General features: G+C 31.5%; 14 protein-coding genes and 1 tRNA gene. 5 read left to right on the top strand and 10 right to left on the bottom strand.

The features are described 5' to 3' along the window. Positions 1-29 precede the first annotated feature (29 nt). On the top strand, positions 30-647 hold the full coding sequence (locus SKC35_RS07045) for a recombinase family protein (RefSeq protein ID WP_377978681.1): 618 nt from the start codon (positions 30-32) through the stop codon (positions 645-647). Positions 648-943: 296 nt separating this feature from the next. Here the strand turns inward: SKC35_RS07045 and SKC35_RS07040 are convergent, their stop codons facing one another. The 6 genes from SKC35_RS07040 to SKC35_RS07015 all read right to left on the bottom strand — a co-directional run bounded on the left by SKC35_RS07040 (position 944) and on the right by SKC35_RS07015 (position 10,894). Beyond that, complete coding sequence (locus tag SKC35_RS07040) at positions 944-2,284, bottom strand: TolC family protein (protein WP_377978680.1); 1,341 nt, start codon at positions 2,282-2,284, stop codon at positions 944-946. Continuing rightward, entirely contained in the window at positions 2,284-3,651 is a 1,368-nt protein-coding gene (locus SKC35_RS07035; RefSeq protein WP_377978679.1) for an HlyD family efflux transporter periplasmic adaptor subunit, read from the bottom strand. Before SKC35_RS07035 ends, SKC35_RS07040 begins: the two co-directional genes overlap by 1 nt. Before the next feature lie 70 nt (positions 3,652-3,721). Then, complete coding sequence (locus SKC35_RS07030) at positions 3,722-5,935, bottom strand: peptidase domain-containing ABC transporter (protein WP_377978678.1); 2,214 nt, start codon at positions 5,933-5,935, stop codon at positions 3,722-3,724. A gap of 56 nt (positions 5,936-5,991) precedes the next feature. Further along, positions 5,992-7,578: a vitamin K epoxide reductase family protein gene (locus SKC35_RS07025; protein ID WP_377978677.1), complete on the bottom strand. Its 1,587-nt coding sequence runs from the start codon at positions 7,576-7,578 to the stop codon at positions 5,992-5,994. A gap of 154 nt (positions 7,579-7,732) precedes the next feature. Beyond that, on the bottom strand, positions 7,733-10,594 hold the full coding sequence (locus SKC35_RS07020; RefSeq protein ID WP_377978676.1) for a carboxypeptidase-like regulatory domain-containing protein: 2,862 nt from the start codon (positions 10,592-10,594) through the stop codon (positions 7,733-7,735). A gap of 66 nt (positions 10,595-10,660) precedes the next feature. Then, a complete protein-coding gene (locus tag SKC35_RS07015) occupies positions 10,661-10,894 on the bottom strand; it encodes a hypothetical protein (RefSeq protein WP_377978675.1) in 234 nt (77 codons plus the stop codon). A gap of 255 nt (positions 10,895-11,149) precedes the next feature. Here SKC35_RS07015 and SKC35_RS07010 point away from each other — a divergent pair, with 255 nt between their 5' ends. The 4 genes from SKC35_RS07010 (at position 11,150) to SKC35_RS06995 (ending at position 16,532) form a co-directional block, all read left to right on the top strand. Next, positions 11,150-11,356 (top strand): helix-turn-helix domain-containing protein, encoded by a 207-nt coding sequence (locus SKC35_RS07010; RefSeq protein WP_377978674.1) that lies wholly within the window; start codon positions 11,150-11,152, stop codon positions 11,354-11,356. A gap of 35 nt (positions 11,357-11,391) precedes the next feature. Next, positions 11,392-12,765: a DUF6734 family protein gene (locus SKC35_RS07005; protein WP_377978673.1), complete on the top strand. Its 1,374-nt coding sequence runs from the start codon at positions 11,392-11,394 to the stop codon at positions 12,763-12,765. Between the two features lie 462 nt (positions 12,766-13,227). Continuing rightward, entirely contained in the window at positions 13,228-14,424 is a 1,197-nt protein-coding gene (locus tag SKC35_RS07000; protein ID WP_377978672.1) for an SIR2 family protein, read from the top strand. Positions 14,425-14,441: 17 nt separating this feature from the next. After that, the gene (locus SKC35_RS06995; RefSeq protein ID WP_377978671.1) at positions 14,442-16,532 is read left to right on the top strand and encodes an ATP-binding protein; all 2,091 of its coding nucleotides are present in this window, start codon (positions 14,442-14,444) and stop codon (positions 16,530-16,532) included. 451 nt (positions 16,533-16,983) lie between these two features. Here SKC35_RS06995 and SKC35_RS06990 read toward each other — a convergent pair whose 3' ends face one another. From SKC35_RS06990 to SKC35_RS06975, 4 genes are all read right to left on the bottom strand, one after another. Further along, positions 16,984-17,847: a reverse transcriptase family protein gene (locus SKC35_RS06990; protein ID WP_377978670.1), complete on the bottom strand. Its 864-nt coding sequence runs from the start codon at positions 17,845-17,847 to the stop codon at positions 16,984-16,986. Continuing rightward, on the bottom strand, positions 17,828-18,118 hold the full coding sequence (locus tag SKC35_RS06985) for a helix-turn-helix domain-containing protein (RefSeq protein ID WP_377978669.1): 291 nt from the start codon (positions 18,116-18,118) through the stop codon (positions 17,828-17,830). The genes SKC35_RS06990 and SKC35_RS06985 overlap by 20 nt, the downstream gene beginning before the upstream one ends. 67 nt (positions 18,119-18,185) lie before the next feature. Further along, a complete protein-coding gene (locus SKC35_RS06980) occupies positions 18,186-18,410 on the bottom strand; it encodes a hypothetical protein (protein ID WP_377978668.1) in 225 nt (74 codons plus the stop codon). A gap of 669 nt (positions 18,411-19,079) precedes the next feature. Further along, positions 19,080-19,153: transfer RNA gene (locus tag SKC35_RS06975), tRNA-Asn, on the bottom strand. Positions 19,154-19,194 lie beyond the last annotated feature (41 nt).

Raw genomic sequence — 19,194 nt, 5'->3', positions numbered from 1 at the left:
TAGCCTTCACACCCAACCAAGCTAATTTTATGAGTATTTCCATTCTTTATGTCCGTTGCAGTACCATTGAACAAAACTCTGACCGGCAACGTGTCAATGAAAATGATTTTGATAAGGTTATAGAGGACCGTTGCAGTGGCACCATATCAATGTTTTCAAGAACTGGAGGAATTGAACTAAAAAAACTGATCGACTTAAAGCTTGTATCCAGTATTTCGATTTGGCAAATTGATAGATGTGGAAGGGACCTTCATGATATACTTTCATTTATCAAGTATACCACTGAAAGAAAAATTCCTGTTAAGTTCATCAATCAAGGTTTATGTACGATTCATGATAATGGAGATGAAAACCCCATATCCAAAATGGTGATTTCGATTCTTGGTGTTGTAGCGGAGATGGAAAGAAAGCTAACCCTAGAGCGGCAGAAAGAGGGGGTAGCGATTGCCAAGTTAAAAGGAAATGTGTATTTGGGAAGGAAACCCAATACAAAGGAAGACCCATTGAAATTCTTATCCAAACCTAAAAACAAACGTGCTCTAGAACTATTAAAGAAAAACTACCGGGGATCAGAAGTGGCAAAGATTACTGGTTTGAATATCAATACAGTCACCAAGGTAAAAAACCTAATAAGGAGCTTGGATTGACCTATTTGATGAATAGTTATTCCAGTAAACTATAGATCCTGATCAGCCAAGGGATCAGGGGCAGGAGGTCCCGGCAGGGAGCTCCGTATCCGAAATCACACATATACAATTAACCTTCAAATAAGGTCCTTCAATCCCTTTTGAGAAATAAAATTTTTGCGAAAAATCTTGTAATATCTGTAAAGTCTGAAAATCACGTTTAAAAATTTCCAGTAAAATTCTCAGAATTTCAATTCATTGATACACTTCTTCGAATACTTTGGTGCAATGGTTCTAGCTTGAACCTCATAGTCATTTTACCAGTTTGAATAATAGTCCAAAATAGTTTTTCTATAATAGAATTCGTATTTTGATTGAATCAAATTAGACTTTGCTATTTTCAAATTAATAGAAAAAGTATTCAAATCAATTGCATTAATTAAACCTTCTAAATAACGGTCTTTACCAGAATCGTAAGCAATTTGTTGAGATATAACTTGCCTTTGGGACGTCCTTAGCTTTTCTTGGGCAATTTTGGCCGCAAAAAATGCCTGTTCAATTTCATGTTTTGTTTGAAGTTTTGTTTGTGAAAGTTGAGTTTCAGCAATTCTTCGATTGATTTGAGCATTCAAAATACGACTTTTAACCTGCCCATTAGAATAAATTGGCAGGTTTATAGTTAGGCGCGCAAATTGATTCAAATTAACACCTAATTGATTGAAATAATTATATTCTTTCCCCGCAATACTTGAATAGGCCGAACCAAATCCTGTCCCCAATGAAACAGTTGGATATTTAGCTGCTTCTGCGAGTTTTACCCCTGTAATCAAACCTCTTAATCGCAATTCTGATCCTTTAATAATTGGTTGTAAATAAGACGAAGAAAGTATATTTTGTAAGTAAGTATCATTCAATTGAATTGAAGTTTCAACTATAGAGTCATTTTCTATGTCAAAAGTTTCAAAATTCGGTAGCGCTATCAATTGAGCTAAAGAGTGTTTTGAAATTTCAATATTATTTTTAGAATTTAAAACCTCATATTCTGCAGAAGAGAGTTGTGCATCTAAATCAATTAAATTGAATTTAGGCATATTTCCTTCACTGACTAAAGCCTTTACTCTAGAATATTGTAATTGAATATTTTGAATTTGTTCTTGTGCAATTTTTGCTAATTCTATATTAACTTGTACTTGCATATAAGCAAGAGTAACTCTATTCCGCAATTCATTTTTTGCACGAATGATATCAACTTGATCGGATTCAGCTATATATCGGTTTTGGATAATTTGATTTTTAAACAAAAAACCATTAAATAATGTAATAGTGGCATTTGCACCAAACGAATTAGAAGAAATAGTTTGTTGTACGAAATCATTTGTAAAGGGGTCAATACTCCTACCAAAATTAATCCCTTGCGAAAAAATACCTGAAACATTTGGATAAATAACTTTTTGAGATTGCTCTAAAGCATATTCTGATTGCTTTGATTTTAACTCTTTCAATTTTACATCAAAATTTTGTTTGTAAGCATAGTCAATACACTCTGTAAGGGAAAAACGTTGCTGTGCTTTTCCCCAAAAACCTGAAAATAATATAATTATAAGTACTATAAATTTATTTTCCACCGTTTGTGACCATTTGGTTAATTTAACTTTCATTAAAATAATCTCATAAACTCATTTAACAATCGATCAATTAGTCTTCTATCTTCTGTAATGATCTCAGCAGATGCAATCATTCCATTGCGATAAGAAATTGATTTCTTTGTAGAAGTTATCAAACCATTTGGAAATTTTACTTTAACAAAATAATTCGAATCTTTGGGGATTTCTGAAATACTTTGAATCTGGCCGCCAATTGTACCGTAATCTTCATAAGGATAACTTTGAAGCTTTATGATAATTTCTTGGCCTCTCTTTACTTTACCAAAATTGAATTGACCGATATTCATTTCTCCGTGAAAGCCCTCTCCATATGGTAGAATATAGAGCAATTCTTGACCTGTCTTTACAAGCTGGTTTTCTTGAAGTGACGATAAAAATATCACTTTCCCTGAAGTTGGGGCATATGCTATGAAGTTTTGTTTCCATGCTTCAATTTCATTTTTTAATGTATGCATGGATAGAATGAGAGCATTTTTTTGTTCAGTAATTGTTTTATCCAATTCTAAAATTTCTTGTTGTTTTAGATTTTGAGAAATAATATTATTCTTTAGAGAACTCAGCATTTGTTCACTAATTTGTCGTTTGCTAAGAACCTTGCTTAATGCAAGACGAAGATCATTTTTAGAAACATAGCCCTTTTCTTCTAGTCGTTTTTGACTACCAAGTTCATCTTCAGCTAATGACAAATCATTTTGATTATATTTTAATTGATTATTCAAATTTGTATTTAATGATTGTAGCTGAGCAAAATTATTTTCAAGCATTTTTCTCTTTTGTAAATAAGAGCCATTACCAACAAGTGCCTTTACTCTAATATACGTTTCTTGAAAAGCTTGATACGATTTTTGTAATTCGCCCAACTGAAAAAAAGGTGGAATTTCGATCAAATTAGCAGAAAAAAAATAATCTTGATTGGTAGCCGAATTTACTAATGAATCAATAAAATTATTTAATATTAAAACTTCCTCATGGTTCGCTATACTTTCTAAATAAGCTATCTTCTGCCCTTGTTGAACTTTTTGGCCATCAATTACCATTAATTTTATCAATTTCCCATCAGTTTTTGATATTATAGATTTTGGTAGGTTATTTGAGACTATTTTAAGATTCCCCCTAACTAAATCAGGAAAACTAATAAACCATGTCACGGACAACATTAGCATCAATACAAAGAAAAATATAGTAATCCCCCAACTTATAATCCAATCTGGAGGCGTACTTAAAATTTCATTTATTTCACTGCTTCGGAGTTCGGACATTTGACTGTTTTCACTTTCATTAAATTCTATTTTATAGACGTTCAACTTCGGTTTTGAATATGCCATTGTTTCCTGTTTCGGTAAGTCACTTTTACTATCCATTCTTTCCCCTGATTTCACTTAAAACAAATTTGATTGAAGTGTTTTTTAGAAATATTTATATTTTCTTGCATCAATTCCCTAATTCCAATTGATTTTTCACTAACTCAAAATATTTGCCTTGTTGCTGAGTCAGTTCAATATGAGTACCAACTTCTACGATTTCTCCCTTTTCCATTACTACTATTTGGTCAGCATTTTTAACTGTACTTAGTCGGTGTGCTACAACAATTACAGTTCTATTCGTAAAAAAATCTTCCAAATTTGACATAATAACACTTTCATTATTGGCATCAAGTGCGTTTGTAGCTTCATCGAAAAATATAATTTCAGGATTCTTATAAACTGCTCTAGCAATCAATAATCTTTGTTTTTGACCTTGAGAAATCCCATTTCCATCCACGCCAATTTTTGTGTTATAACCCAATGGTAATTCTTCAACAAATGAATGAATATTAGCAAGATTGGAAGCATAAAGTATCTTTTTTATATCTGGAAACTCATCGCTAAAAGCAATATTTTCGGCAATAGTATCTGAGAAAATAAACCCTTCCTGCATGACTGTTCCACATTTGCTTCGCCAAAGTTTATGGCTAATATTTTCAAGGGAAACTTTGCCAATTTGAATTTCTCCACGTTGAGGTTTGTAAAATTTCAGTAACAATTTTAAAAGTGTGGTTTTCCCACTGCCACTTGTACCAACAATTGCAGTTGTTTTACCAATTGGAATTTTTAAATTTATATTTTTTAAAACAGGTTCGTTTCCTGCACCATTATAAGTAAATGTGATATTTTTAAGCTGAATATCTTGATTCTCAAACAATGAAGGAATAATTAATTTTCGTATTGTTTCTTCATTTTCAATTTCATGAATCTCATTCATTCTTTCGAGGCTAATTTGTGCATCTTGGTAGTGTTGTAAAAACTGTATCAGTTGCTCTACAGGGCTATTGAGCTGCCCAATAATGTATTGTAATGCTACCATTGCACCTAAGGTCATTTGACCATTGACAACAGCTTCAGCAGCCAAAAATGATATGATAATATTCTTGCCCTCATTGATAAGCATACCTCCGGTTTGTTGGTATTGTTGAATTGCAAGCCCTCTTACACTCAAATGAAAACTTTTCACTTGTAGGTTCTCCCATTCCCAACGTTTTTTTATTTCGGCATTATTGAGTTTTAATTCCGGAACAGACTGCACGAGCTGTATCAACGAGCTTTGATTTTGACTTGCCAGAGCAAATCGTTTATTATCTAATTTTCGACGATAACGTAGGAAAAAAACTATCCATATACTATAAATAACACTACTCATAAGAAAAACACTGTAGATTGTAATGTTATAATAAATCAGTACTATACTAAAAACAATAAGATTGAACAACGAAAAAAGCACATTAAGCGATGTCCCTGTAAGAAAGGACTCAATTCGTTGGTGGTCACCGATGCGTTGAAGTATATCTCCGGTTTTTTTATATTCAAAAAATGAAATAGGCAAACGTAAAAGTTTACTTAGAAAATCTGATAATATGCTTAGATTGATTCGTGTACTGACATGAAGTAAAATCCAACTACGAATAAACTCTATCGATAACCTCCCTATAAAAAGCATAAGTTGGGCTGTCAAAACCAAATAAATAAAATGCAGGTTACGAGTTTGAATACCAGTATCTACTACAGATTGAGTAAGCAGAGGTAATATAAGCTGTATGATTGACCCAATAAAAAGTCCCAGAAAAAGTTGAAAAATAAGTCGTTTATACTTAAATAAATAGCTATATAAATCCAACACTCCTTTTACCCCAGAATTATGGATTTCTTTTCCTTCATTGTCATTTTCGCTTGAATTGTAAAATCTTAAGGTTGGTTCGAGTAAAAGAGCAATCCCTACTTTTTCGCCTTCATGCATAGTCGTTGCCCACTGACTCTCAAATTCAGAATAAGAATATTTAATAATACCTGATGCTGGATCAGCAACTAAAACTTGGTTGTTCTTTTTGATTTGATATACAACAATAAAATGATTCTGTTTCCAATGAACGATACATGGAAGATTTGCGTCTTTTTTAAATTGTTTGAATGTAACTTTTATAGCTAAACTCTTAATACCAATGTTCTCCGCTGCCTCACTAATACCCAATAATGATACTCCTTCAGTTCCTATTTGAGTTGCCTCACGTAGCTTTTGTAAAGAAATTGATCGTCCAAAGTGCTTTGCAACCATACGAAGGCAGGTAGGACCACAATCAATTGAATCATGTTGTTGGTAGTGTATAAATGGCATTTTGTGATGTGGATTTTGATATACCTTAACGTATTATTTTAAAATGTGCCCTACATTTAACCTTCTATCATAATTTCTTCTGATAGCTTTTTGATATAATATTTGAGATTATAAATACTATAAGGTTGTATAATCTGTTTTCCATTAATAAAGAATGTGGGAGTATGTTCAACGTTAAGACTACTAATCCATTTTTCCATTTCTTTTGTTTCAGGTTGTTCATGTATCTGACTAAAATTTGGATACTTTTCATTCCATTTTTTTAAATCTTTGGTTTTATACCAATCTTCAACCACCCCCAAAGTATTTTCTGGACCTTCGAAGCTGTAAAAATGATTAATAACATGCTGACCGTCAGAGTTAACACCCATGAAACGGATGATTACGTGTAACTCATCAACAAAATAATCAGCTAATTCTATCACTTCTTTATGTGCTTCTGCACATGCTTTACATAATGGATTGCTGATCATAGTCAAAGTAATAGATGATTGGAAGTTTCCAATTGTGATTTCATTTGAAAAGCGTCCAATTTCTGTATAAGGTTGTTTTTGAAGGACCGCAAGAAACAAATCAAAATTCATTGTCCAATTCATCAAATCCTTTTCAAAATCTAAAGACTTTATACTTTCAAGCCACCTATGTTTTATAATAAACCACAAAGCCATGGGTATAGAAAACGGAATTACAATGCTATAAAAATCATTTAATGTTATTTCATTTATTCTATCATATGTACGTGATAATAAAAATATTACAAATATTAATACTGAAATAATCTGTATCAGCATACAAAGTGTACACCATTGTTTTACAACCCTCCATTGATAGTAAACTGACCAAAAAAAATAAATAATTGAGAATAAGTGAATGACAGATAATAATTGAGTAATAGGGTAAACAAACGAAACAATAAGTGTTAATAAACTTCCAGAATAATAGAATAGTCCTATTTCTGACCAACTTATCCAATTAAAAATTTTCGAAGCTTTTGATTGCGTTACAACTTTACAACCTGTTGAATTTTGATTTGATATACTTGTAAGACTACAAATATTTTGAACAGTTTCACTTTCCTCTCCAAACTCATTGAACAGTAATAATACAGCAACTGTTAATCCAACACTATACATTAACCATAACAACTTATCGAACAATGTTCGGCAACAGTATAAACCGGCTAAAAAAAATAAGCTAATAACTAAATATGTAATGCCCTTTTCAAAAGTTTGAATGCGCTCATTATTTCGATTTTTTCTAAAGTTTGGTTCAATCGAACTTTCATCTATTGAAAGTAAAATTATTATCCCCGTCCAAGTTTTTACAAGTTCATCCAAAAATATGGTTTTTGTGCCCTCATCGGTGTCATAAATAAGGACTTCGTCATTTTCGATTCCTCGAAGAATAATAAAAACAATTTCTTCATCTTTTTGAATTTGGGCTATGGCAGGAAAATATATTTTGGGAAGTTGTTCTGCTTGAAGTTTTACCGTTATATTACCTATTTTTAACTCATCTAAGGTGCTTATCAAACATTCTATAGAAGGGTAGTTTGGTTGCTTTTTGATATTTTTTCTAAAAATACTGGTTGTTCTAATTCCTACATTGTGTATTATTTTTTCAATATTGTGGTAACCTTTCATAAATATTATTAAGATAATTTTATCTAACATTAATATTTCTAGACTAGCGTTATCCAAAAAATCATTTAAAATGTGGTGTGCTAACCCAATCTAAAACTTATGAGGATTTTAGATCTTGATTCTAATTTTATATAAAATCTAAACTCCCTTTTTACTAGTTAAAAAAGTATCCCTCTACAATAAATGTTTCATTTGGTTTCACATTCACTCTTAACGCGCCTCGACGAAGCTTTATAACAATAGCACAAGTTGCTCTTCCATAATTAGAAGGTATTGCATCTTCGAAAATTAAAATTTTCTCCACAATTGAGGGGTTGATTTCAAGATCAATATTATCAATTTCGTCTTGACGTAGTTCTTGGTTATCAATAAATACTTTTAGGCCTGGTCCGAATCTGTTTTTTCTGGGTAGGATAAGCGTATTTAACACATTGGACATTGTAGGCTGATTTATAATTCTATTTTCACCTATCAATATGCTAGGAGAAATACCATTGATTGCATTTGGATCAGATTTTTTAGTCTGGATCACGACTTCTTCCAAAACGGTATTCTCTTTTCTGATTCTTTCTAAAATTATACGGTTTTTACGATTTTCTAATTCTGCTAAAGATTCTGTTTTATCCAGTAGACTCCAATTAACGGTTGATTTTGAAGTTGAAATAGGAGGAGTAGCTGTTAGTGTGTCTAAAATAACTTTATTATCAGGGGCAATAAAAGTGGCTCTCATTTTGCCGAAAAAATCAATGTTTTGAAAAACAAATTGCTTTTTGGCTTTAGTAAAAAATGGCTTTGTATTTTGTTCCGTTGTATCGTTTCGAATATTTGTTAAAACCATCGAAAGTTTAAACTCTTTATTATTTTCCTTTCCATCTAAACCAACTATTTGCCCCCTTAAGTTAAGCCCCTTTTCTACTGAATATTTGAGTAAAGGGTCAACATTAAAAAAGTGTGAAAGAGGTTTAGTTAATACTATTTTGTCCTTATTTAAATCTATGGTGATTTCATTTGGATTAACATCAATAATACGTTCACTTATTTGATTACCATTTTTATCGATTAAATAACAGTTAATTTCTCCGAACAAAATGTTTTTAGGGATATTGATGAGTAATGTTGGTTTATTGTTTTGAAACCTTTCCAAGTAAACAATGTGATTATCTTTTGTTAATAATAGGGTAATTGTGTCATTCGATATTTCGTTAGTCTGGATAAATACGCTTAGTAGGTTATTACTACTCAAATGATCAACTGCTAAAACAGTGCCTTTAGGCCGTGATGAGGGAAGCGTAAAGTCCTTGTTTCCTGAATTAATTCGATAAACTTCACCACCTTTGGGCAATATGTCAAATACTGCCATACCTTCATTATCTGTTTGAGTGTTAGTCAAAGTGTCATTATGGCTATTCAATAATGAAAAAGGAACACTTATCTTTTCACCCCAATTATTCAGCGTTTCAATAGCCACTTTAGACTTCAATCTATCTACTAAATAGCCTCCTTCAATATGAACAATTAAGGTATCGAAAACTGATTTTGAGGAAACATGCGGCATCTCTCTTTTGAAATTTTGAGAAAAAACAGTGAAATCTTGCTTGAAGAATGCATTATCTGAAAAATTACGCATCCAGTTGGTATATGCTCGAATTTGATAATTACCAGATGGTAACTCAAGGGAAGTTGGAAATGCTAAATCTACCTTTCCGTCTTTTAATTTTAACGTAAAGCGGTTCAATATCTTTTTTTCCTTTAAGTCAATAAACTCTACATACAACGGAATACTTAATTGAGATGGTACATTTTCCTTTGTGTTTTGACTAAGGCTACTTTCAGTAACAAATGTCTTCAATCGAATTGTTTCCCCCGCTAAATAATAGGGCTGAATACCTTTAATGTTAATTTTTTCTCTGGGGATTTCTAATATAGCTTGTATTTGTTGAGGTAATTGGGGTGAATTTTGAGGAAAGGTAATTTTGTTATCCTCAAACAAATCAAAATCTAAAGGCAATAAATTGGCCAAACGTTTTTCACCCATTTTCCCATTAATTTCAACGGAGTAGGGGTCTAATAGATTCCCTTCAGAACTTATTAATATTTCAGATAAAGGCTTTATTTCTGAAAATTGGGCGGATAATTGTTCGTTTTCATATAAAATCACCATTGGTTTAAGAATGGTCAAACTATATAAATTAGGTATCGAAGTGGGTTTAATAATTTCTTGTGGGTTATAATCAAAATAAAGAGGGGAATTTGTCGACTTAGTGGAGTCAGAATTTAAGAAATAAGCCTTAAAACCTTCTTCTTTTAACCGATTATTTAATAATGATTTTAAAAAGTGTCTAATTGAGCCTTTATAAGCTATAATTCTATTTTCTTCCCAACGTGCTTTTTGTTTGTTATTTTGTGCTTCAATTGATTCATATCTACTCAGACCTTTGTATGATATTCTATTAAGTTTTTTTTCAAACCCATCTAGGACGTACGTTTGTTTATACCCTAATTTTAAATTTTCAATAACAATGGGCTGGTTTGCATGAGCTGAAAATTCTCCCGTTTCATTATTGTAATTAATGTCTATGACCTCTTTATTCAAGATTTTAACATCTTTTTTATTAAAATCATTACCTAAAAACTCACTTTCAAATTCTTTAAATTGTTTCTCCCAAACTTTTTCTCGACTTCCTACAACAAATACCTCATTTAAGACTTTACTATCTTCTTCTAGGAAAATTTGTACTTCAAGGCTTTTATCTAAAATTTCTATATTTTGAATCGCCGATTTATAGCCGATCATTGAAGCAACCAAACGATAGCTACCCATTGGTATATTTTTTATTATGAAAGTGCCGTCTTGATTGGTCTGAGTTCCAATAGTTGTGCTTTCTAGAAATACATTTACAAAAGGGATTGGGCTATTATTATTTTCTAATACTTTACCTTTTATGGACATTTTTTGTTGTCCAATTGCAATAAAAGCTAGTATTATAAAAACAAACAAGTATAGATATTTTGCCAAAAAATTAATAGTTTATACAATTACATCATTGGATTCTAGATACAAATCCAATGATGTAACTTTAGTTTAACATGGTCCGTACGATGATGAAGCAGGTGAAATGTTTTGCTTTACTACCGTAATTACCTCTTGTGTTGCTAGATTAATGACAACAACATCCCAAGTAGTTGTCATAGGACTCCACTTTACACACATTTTAGTGGTATTTTCACCATATCCACCAGTTACTTTTTTCAATTCCTTTCTTGAAAGTATTTCAACAGAATCGAAATTTAAACTTCCAAACTTTGATTTTTTCATAGTATTATGAATTTACAATAACAACTATCCCACTCTCATACTTATGAGGCATTGAGCTGCATTGCAAAACTCATTTTGTTTTTTATAAAAAAATATGCAGAAACGCATAATCGTTATGCAGTTTTGCATAATTTTTTATACGGTCTCTTAACTGTATATTTTTACACATTCCATTTTGTACTTTTAAGATATAAAATATAATTTAATAGATTTTAAATTGTGATTTAAATTCCCCCTTACCTAACCTATCCGCATATGACCTACGGTACAACACTTCGCAAATTAAGATTAAAGAGAGGTTTATCCCAAACAGAAGTTGCCAATAGTATACTGCTTGACCAAAGCACTTACTCTCGAATTGAGAGTGATTTACATGAGCCCAAAGCAAGCGTTTTATTGAGAATTGCCAATTATTATCAAGTAGATATTTCTGCACTATATCCTCCCCCAATTTCGAAATAACTCTCAGAAAATCAATTACTTTAAAGCTAAATTTGATGAAAATAATACAAACATTTTGGTCGGGTAATAATCAACAAAATATACTTCATAATCATGCTGGTTGGCTGTCTCCAGAATATAATTGGATGTCTTGGGCATTAAGTTGCTTGCAGTTAAAGAAATTTTATGGCTCGCCAAATTTAGTAACAGATCAACTCGGAAAGCAAGTACTTATAGACATTTTATGCCTTCCATATAATGACGTAAATGTAAGTTTAGATATACTTAACCGGTATTCCCCTAAACTTTGGGCATTAGCAAAAATTTATTCCTACAGTCTCCAAACGGAACCTTTTATTCATGTAGATGGAGACATTTTCATATGGGAAAGATTTGATGACCGTATTAATCACGCCGAGTTGATTGGACAGAATCTAGAAATAGATTTTGCTTATTATTATAAGAGTATGGCAGAGGTTCGGGAAAATTTCGAGTATATTCCTGAGCCTATTTTATCCACACTATTAGAAAATCCAGTGATCTATTCTTGCAATACTGGCATTATAGGTGGGCGAAATTTGGCAATTTTCAAGGAGTATACTGAACTTTCTTTGGAATTTATAGATAAAAATAAACCACATTTAGAAAATATAGATTTGCCTACTTTTAATATTGCATTTGAGCAATTATTGTATTACAGTTTGGCAAAATATAGAAATACTCCTATTGAATATTATGTTAGAGACCAAGAATTTGACCCAACCTATACAGGCTTTGCTCGTTTTGATTGCGTGCCATACCATACTAAATTTATCCATGCACTTGGAGATTTTAAAAAGAATAAAGAAACTTGTTTACACCTAGGAAAGCGATTGCGTAAAGATTATCCAGAGTTTTATTTTCGTATTTTGAAAGTTTGTCAAGAATCTGGCTTAGTTCTTCATAATAAGGCTTATCAATTATCTGAACTTTCGCCAGTATCTAATGAAATATCATACTTCCTTAATTTAAAGGTTCATTTCCAATCATTTGAAGTCAAAAATTGGCTGTATTTTTATGGAAAAGACATGTTTATTTTTGAAAAGATCGAGGAATTATATAGCCTTCCTTTTGAAAAAATTTTAAACCAAAAAATCGTTTTTGATGAGGATTCTGAAATTATAGAGATTTCCGAACAAAATTTCACACAAATCTTAAGAGTTGTTAATCTAGAAACCTTATCTTATTTGGAATTTGAATTAGATTCTTTAAATATGGTTATGTACGACGCTTTTTTAACACAAAAATGTATCAATCAAGCCATTGATGAAATAAGTATATACTTTTCGAAAGATGAAATCGAAACTGATTATCAAAAATTCCAAAATTTAGTTTTAGACAGAATCAAGGAAGGAATGTATCGAGGAAGTTTGAAATGGCTTAAAGATTAAAATTAGAAATAGTTTTTGGGTCTTTTACTGGACTAATTTTTCATGGGGATGTCAATTTCAGGTATTAGATTGCAATTAAAGTCGAGTTCCTGTTTTCCAAAAACTATGATTACGTAAAAACTGCGTTCAGTTTATTAAAGAGTAATTTTACCAATAAATGGCCCCCAACCCTTGAGATCACTAAATTATGGACTCAAGAGTTCGAAAAACTTAATACGCCACAAATAACTCATAATTTACAGTTAAATGTGTTGAAAGAATTGGTAGAGAATGGGATGATAGATTGGGAGACAGGAATTGAATGAGGGGCTTTATACCTAAAAATGTAATCAAAATACTCATTTGCAAAACCTCATATTATGTTACGATTTATAGAGAAATTTTTCGGGTATAGGAGAAGTTATTTGCATGGCTATGACGATATACACAACTAATAGTAAACCTTTTGAAATAAATTGAAATATGACAGACTCACTAAAAGAAAATAAGCTTAGGGTAAAAAAATATCTCGGGCTTGAAAATGTAAGTGTCTTAGCGGGAGCTGGAACAAGCTGGCATTTAGGAGCACCTGTTATTAGAAGCATGCCAGCTAAACTAAAGCAACTTTGCAAGAATGACATTGACACATATTTTGGAGAAGATATAAATCCATCTTTTGAAGATTTAATGAATTGTTTGCAAGCAGATAGATTTATAAAAGAGAAAAAAGGGGAATCAATTTCAGAAATTGACAAGTCAATAAAAACGATGCAGGAATGGTTGTTTGATAATTGTAACACAGAGAAAACAAAATTAAAAATTTTAGATGATGAGAGGCTCAATAAAAATCGATATCACTTTCATGAAACATTTATAAAAAGATTACTTCAAAGACCTAATAATTTAAAACGAGCAAACTTATTTACCACCAATTATGATATGGCATTCGATTATGCTCTAGACAATTTAGGAATCCATTATATAAATGGTTTTATGGGTGTCCATAATCGTTGTTTTAGACCAGAAGTTTACGACTATGATTTATACTATCCTGGTCAGAGTGTTACAGGCAGAGTACATAGAGCAGAAAAGGTTCTTAAATATTATAAAATCCATGGTTCCTTATCTTGGTTAGCCACAAAGCCCAATGTGAACAATACTTATGGGATTAAGGAAATACCCTTAAATAATGAATTTAATGTAGGAGATGTTAACGAATTAATGGTTTATCCTTGTGTGAGCAAAAAATCGTATACATTGGATTTGCCATATTCGGAATTGTTTAGACAGTTTTCCCAAACGATTAATCAACCTCAATCTGTGTTGTTTTGCATTGGTTATTCATTTTATGATGAACATATAAATGATATAATCAAACAAGCACTTTCAATCCCATCTTTCACCCTAATTATTGCAAATTATTCTCCGACAAAAGACACAAGTTCTCCGATTGAAGAACTTAGAAAATTGAATGACAAAAGAATAATAATTATTGATGAAGCAGATTGTACTCAGTCTACATTTATTGGATTTATTGATAATGTAATGCCTGATTTATATGAAGAAGAAGAAAATGAAGTGATTGCAAACACGCTAGAAATACTATATGAAAAATCATTAGCTCCAAATGCAGAATCAAAGAAAGCTGAAGAGGAAAATACTCATGATCTACCTTTTTAATGAAATAACAAGACTGTATGTCAATATCAAATAAAGTAATTGGAAGAGTTCTATCAGTTGACAACTTTAGAGTATTTATTAAAATCGATGAAGATTTAAGGGGCTCATATACTAGTGGAGTAAATGATGTTTATGAGATTGCCCGGATTAATTCATACTTAATTATACCTGTCGGTTCAGATAGGGTCGTTGCCTTAATTTCTCGTGTAACGATGAAGGAAGAAATTGAATTTGATAGAAATTCAACAAATATTACCCTTCCAACTTCTGCAAGATATATATCTGCGACAATGCTTGGCACAATAGCAAAAGAAGGCAAAAAAGAAAAGTTCATTCAAGGAGTTTACAATTTTCCAACATTGGACAATCCAGTCTGGTATGTGACAGAAAAAGACCTTATACATATTTTTGATGATAAGCAGGATACTATAGAATTAGATTACGAAAAGGATTTTTATCTACCCATAGGAACATCTCCTGCGTTTTCAAATTATAAGGTTAAAATTTGCCCTGACCAATTTTTTGTCAAACATGCGGCTATTTTAGGTAATACTGGTTCTGGAAAGTCTTGTACCTTCGCTTCTATAATTCGTAATCTATTTAAATATGATTACAATGGTAAGAAACTTGAAAATGCACACTTTGTAATATTTGACACAAACGGGGAATATAAAGATGCATTTTTACCCGAAAACCTATCTTCGTTTGGGTCAGAAATTCAAGAGGAACTGAATTTAATTAATGCCTATTACTATGGAGGTGATGAAAAAGTTCAAGTACCTTATTGGTTTATGAATTGGGAAGATGTTAAATATCTTTTTAATCCAAGCGAAGCTACACAAGCTCCAGTATTGAATCGTGCCATTGGATTGGCAAAAAATGAGCAGGAAAGTGAAAAGTTATCATTATTGCCTAATTATCTATATACAGATATTGAGGGAATTCTTGAATCTTCTTCCGAGGACCTTAAAAAGAGAACTGGTTATATTGATTACGGAAACTGGAAATGGAAGAACATTAATGAGATAATGAATATTGGATGTGCAGTAAAGATTCATGACTCAGATTTAGGCGATGCAATTTTACTATTATCTAATAGTGAAAACTTTAATAATGCTTCAAACCAAGAACCTCTAAGATTAAAAATTAAAGAGCTATTTGAATTGTTTAAAAAGAAATCGAAGTTAATGCAAATCACTAGCAATCAGAATATTGATATGCCAACATGGTTCAGTTATCAAGAACTTTGTACAAAATTTATAGATTCAGCAATAGCACAGGAATCAACAGGTAATAATCGAATTGCCGAATATATTTCGACACTTAGATTACGAATGACCAGCTTTCTTAATGATAAAAGAATGGCAGTTCCGCTTATGTTGAAAGACTCCAATATCGACAATAAAGAGGTTTTAGCTCATTTTATTGCCTTTGTGTTAGGAGACTTTAATAGGTTTTATAAAGATGAAAAAAGTAATAGTTTCATTAAGAACTTTAATAACTCTGTTGTATCCCTGAATAATAAAAAAACAAATCAAATAACAATTGTAGATGTATCTCAATTACCTTTTGAGGTATTAGAAACTGTAACCGCTTTATTAGGACGTTTAATTATTGAATTTGTATCGCATTTTTTACCTGAACAGAGAGGGAAATTCCCCATTGTAATTGTATTAGAGGAGGCTCAAAATTATATTGCAGAAAAAACCGAATCCGTTGCAAAAACTGTATTCGAACGCATAGCCCGAGAAGGACGGAAATATGGTATTTCATTAATTGTTTGTAGCCAAAGACCTTCCGAATTATCAAAAACAGTTTTATCTCAGTGTAATTCATTTATTATTCATCGCCTTCAAAATCCTGAAGACCAAAAATATATTAAAGGATTAGTATCAAGTGCGAATGCTGATATCTTAGACCAACTGCCCATTATACCACAACAACATGCAATTATAACTGGCGATTGTGTTAGAACTCCTATACAAGTTAGAATTGATGATGTGGATCCAACTCCTAATAGCCACAATCCAAAGTATATAGAAAATTGGTTGACAGAATTGGAAATTCCATATAACGAAACTTGCAAAAAATGGTTGGGGAACTCATAATAATAAAATGAGGATATATTATGATACCAAGAAAGCCAATCTTAGTATGTGTCCTTAATTACCAGAAAGTTTAGAATTGAAGAATAACCATTTAAAATTAAATAGTTATTTACACCTCATGGCAAATTTTTGGCACGAATTAAATCGTGGGTATAACTCTAAACAAAATAGCCCCAAAGTACAAAAAACTCTACTAGGCTCCAACCAAGAAAACCGATGAATAGTAGAAATGGATAGGGATTATAAATAGAAAAGTCGCCTTTTCTGATGACTTTTCTGTTTGCTACCTTACTTGTTGGAATGTTGCGACCAACTTTAGCGATTAAACTGTTTAAATTGATTGAATTTCAACTTTATTTGCAAAAAATGGATTTACGTTTGACAAATCCACTAATAAGATCAATACAAATACTTCGTGTAAATTACAGGAAGTTTAAATTTCTAATTTATTTCATTTTTTATTAGTTTTTAAAATATTCTCTCTGTACAATGTGTATGGTTTCTTATCTGAGTTTGTTTCGATTTCAATTATTGACTTTTCTATTAAATGTTTAGGGGCATCAATTTTATTCAAAAATATTTTAATTCCCGTAATTACCTGTTTACTATCATATTCGGTTTTCCTTCGGCTTATTTTAAATTTGCCGCTAATGACAATGTCTAATATTTCTTCAATTTTATCTCCAAAGTCTTGTTGTGAAGAAAAGGTCAGATCATCAACATACCTCGTATAGGTTATTGAATTTGTTTTACAAAACTGATTAAGTTTCAAATCAGTCTTCATAAAAACTAAATTTGATATTCCTAAACTTGCTGGGCTACCTTGTGGCAATTGATTATCTTTTGTCGTCAATTTAGTAAGCCAGTGAGAAAAATGAGTAGAATAACCAAGTTCCAAAAATATTTTGTAAATAACCTCTTTAGTTATGTTTGGATAGAATTCTTGTAAATCAGTTGCAAAAAGGTACTTGTTCCCTTGGTGTGATTTTGCGTTTGTGATATTGCTTCGTTTTTTTATTCCACCATGAACATTATTGGGAAGTAATACTTTGTCAATAATATTTAATTTAATCCTTTTTTGAACAAATTTCAATAGAACAGAAGGATTTCTAAATGTCCTATTTTTAACTGTTCCATCTAAATACGTTTTAGGTTTATTATTCTTGTCTTTCTTAACTTCTGACCAAACATTATAATTGTTATCAATGCTTGCTAAAAGCGATTTGAGTTCTCTTCGCTTTACTCCTAAAATAAAACATAGCTTATTGAATTCCTTCTTTTTGAATAAATCATTTTTAGACTGCAAAGAATTCATTTACTAATGATTTTACAGATGGACTGACAATTTTAAAAGCATTTCTTTTATTCGGTCCAATATCTTCTTCAGTCATAGACAAAAAAAACAATATAGGAAGTGGTACATCTAATCCTTCACTTATAGATTTCAGAGTGGAAAGATTCGGTTCTTTTAAATTACTTTCAATTTGTGAAAGATAAGTCTGGGTAATGCCAACGGAGGTAGCAAACTCAGCCTGAGTTTGCCCTTTTTGTTTTCTAATATTTTTTATTTGATTTCCTAAATCCATGGTTTTAAAGAGAAAAAATTTCAAGAAGTGTTCGGTTTATTACTCAGTCATCTTTCAAACCTCAATTTTAATCTTTTATGAAGAATGTTAATAAAAGTTCAACTGATTTTGCAATTTCATCTCGAATTTGCTTATTCGTTCTACCTTTTTTACTTCTTAAAAGTTGAAGTTTTACTGATGCTTCATTCAAGACCGTTAGGTCTTGTTCCGAAAGAGAGCCCTGGCTCTTTGTGATAGTTACAATACTTTGTATTGCATCATCAATGATTTGATTTTGTTTTACTCTACTCATTGTGTTTTCTATTTTTTAAAAGACAACAACATTATTGCCCCTGCATGTAGCAATAATGGGGAAATGAATAGAATAGGTGTTTAATTTCTAAATGCGTAGTCAAGGCTCTCGTGCACTTACTTAAAATTCCTGCATATTTAAAAATAATAGCATAATAACAACTTAAAACTCATCCTTACAAATCAGTTGAGAAACAGATTTTAGGGGAATAGCCAGCAGTTAGTTTACCTGTTAAGGTTACCCAATGGGTAGTCAAAGAAACTCCATTTAGAAAGCATAAACATCAAATCAACTTTTCAAAGAACTAATCTATTGCAAAGATATTAATAGTTTCAAGTAAAACAAACAAATATTACTAATAGTTAATAAAACTTCATTATATATAACCCTTCAGTACTATTTTAAAGCAAATAAATTGCACTGAATGAACGTATCCCTAAAATCAGACCGTTGAAAATTGAAGAAATCCCATTTAATTTTAAATGATTATTTACACCTCTTGGCACATTCTTGGCACAAATTGAAAATCACGTGTAAAACCCCTGATGAATTGTGTCGTAAAAACAGAGACCCCTCTACTGGGCTCGAACAAAGAAAATCGATGAATAGAAAAAATTGAGTTGGATTATAAACAAAAAAAGTCACCATTTCTGATGACTTTCCTGTTTGCTCCCTCTCCTGGGCTCGAACCAGGGACCCCATGATTAACAGTCATGTGCTCTAACCAACTGAGCTAAGAAGGAATTTGGTTCCTATTGGGACTGCAAAAATAGGGGGCTAAATC

The sequence above is a fragment of the Aquirufa originis genome (assembly GCF_042714495.1).
Lineage (GTDB): Bacteria > Bacteroidota > Bacteroidia > Cytophagales > Spirosomataceae > Aquirufa > Aquirufa originis.
Note: the sequence above shows the minus strand (reverse complement) of the source record. Positions and strands in the feature narration are given on the sequence as shown.